This is a genomic window from Falsochrobactrum ovis, assembly GCF_003259955.1.
GTDB lineage: Bacteria > Pseudomonadota > Alphaproteobacteria > Rhizobiales > Rhizobiaceae > Brucella > Brucella ovis_A.
On record NZ_QLMK01000038.1, the window covers coordinates 1 to 1,810 of the forward strand.

Here is a 1,810-nt window from a genome sequence, read left to right on the forward strand (position 1 = left end):
TCTGGGGGCCGAACTTGGCGATCCAACGACGAACTGTCTCGTATGATACGTCAATTCCACGCTCAAGCAGCATTTCTTCAACTTCACGCAGACTAAGGTTGAACCGCAGATAAAGCCACACCGCATGAGCAATAATCTGTGGCGGAAAACGGTGACGCTTGAAGATGATATCTGATGTCTGCATCGCCAAAATTTACGCCCAACCCGTCAGGCAGGCAACTGTAGCCCAGTTAACGTGACAACACCACAGTAAGAACAGATTTACTGGCATAAGCGATCAGTATCATGTCCGCTGGGACCGTGTTCTTCACTGGCTCGAAAACAGTCTGATGCTCGCGAATCAAATGAGACTAAGCGTAAAAAGCTATGGACGGAGCTGCTTAGGGGTTACTCCCCAATATTTTCTCATAAGAGATGTCATATGGCTCTGGCTGGCGAAACCACAAAGTGCCGCGATAGTGCGTAGTTCAAGTTGATTGTCTTTGATCATTTGTCTCGCGTGCGCCAAACGCCGCTGCAATATAAATTGATGCGGGGGTATACCTTTTGTTTTCCGAAACGTTCGCACGAGGTGGCTCGGCGAGCAACCGGCAATAACTGCGAGCGTGTCTATGGCCAGAGAGCTACTGATATTGGTGTCGATGAACTCCTCGATTCTGCGCACAACTAGCGGAGGGAGACCACCCTGGTGGCGCATCGATCTTTGCTGCACAGTAATGGAGGAGCGAGCGCGCAACATCTGCAGCCAGAATAAGACGTTCAAGGGTTCCATCGCATTCGCACTCGGTCCTTCAGGACGGATAAACTCCTGATGCATAAGCTTAGCGATTGCTGACGAAACGGGATCTGTAGTTCCTGGCTGTGTTGGAATCAAGTCAATATCGTCGCAGCCAAACTCCAAACCTGCCAATTGCTTGAGTCTGCATGGAGTTATCGTAGTTAGCATGCACTCTTTTTGTGCGTGCCAGCGCGCAAACATGTCGGTACTAGCTGGAATGAGTTCGATCCCACCGGCAGGTGCATCGAAAACGGTCGTGCGATTAGTGCCTACGGCTACCTCGCGTCGTGGCTGTGGTGTTGTGAGAATAAGTGCGAATGGTTCGGGTGTTGTGAATCTGATTTGGTTCGCGCCTGTCAAAGCACGCATAATCCCGCCATCTTCGACTTCATGTACTTCGCCCCAGCTAGGCAGTGTCTGCAACCAAGACATGTAGCCCCACACTTCAACTCTATTAGCGAGCTTCACGCATACGTGTCATTCCAGTCAGAATTGGTTATAACGATCAATATTTTTTGAAAAAGGGAAAGGCACGGGTTATACACAGTTTGTGCCACTTGATTGCCCATGCGGCTGGCATGCTTCGACCACGGAAAGCGGCGGAATACGAGGTTTTGATGCGCGGAAGAAGATCAATGGCCGTAAGCGTCATGTTGTAGTTGATACTCTCGGCCTGATGGTTGGTCTCGTGATCCATTCTGCGGGCATTCAGGACAGAGACGGCGCGCCGGATGTCTTGAAAAGGTGTTGTCACGTTAAGTTTCTCTGACCGGAAAGGCCCGTGGCGGTGTTGTCACGTTAACTGGGCTACAGTTGCCTGCCTGACGGGTTGGGCGTAAATTTTGGCGATGCAGACATCAGATATCATCTTCAAGCGTCACCGTTTTCCGCCACAGATTATTGCTCATGCGGTGTGGCTTTATCTGCGGTTCAACCTTAGTCTGCGTGAAGTTGAAGAAATGCTGCTTGAGCGTGGAATTGACGTATCATACGAGACAGTTCGTCGTTGGATCGCCAAGTTCGGCCCCCAGA

General features: G+C 50.6%; 1 protein-coding gene and 3 pseudogenes. 2 read left to right on the forward strand and 2 right to left on the reverse strand.

Going from position 1 to position 1,810, the window contains the following annotated elements:
• Positions 1–184 (reverse strand): annotated as a pseudogene (locus C7374_RS15790) (IS6 family transposase); the annotation flags it as partial.
• Between the two features lie 180 nt (positions 185–364).
• Complete coding sequence (locus C7374_RS15795; RefSeq protein ID WP_210205165.1) at positions 365–1,147, reverse strand: helix-turn-helix transcriptional regulator; 783 nt, start codon at positions 1,145–1,147, stop codon at positions 365–367.
• 217 nt (positions 1,148–1,364) lie between these two features.
• Here C7374_RS15795 and C7374_RS15800 point away from each other — a divergent pair.
• Both C7374_RS15800 and C7374_RS15805 read left to right on the forward strand, forming a co-directional pair.
• Positions 1,365–1,532 (forward strand): annotated as a pseudogene (locus C7374_RS15800) (transposase); the annotation flags it as partial.
• 94 nt (positions 1,533–1,626) lie between these two features.
• A pseudogene (locus C7374_RS15805) lies at positions 1,627–1,810 on the forward strand (IS6 family transposase); the annotation flags it as partial.

What these genes read in the sequence shown, in the direction of transcription:
- C7374_RS15795 (WP_210205165.1), bottom strand. Translation starts at nt 1,147, where the DNA reads ATGCGTGCTTTGACAGGCGCGAACCAAATCAGATTCACAACACCCGAA.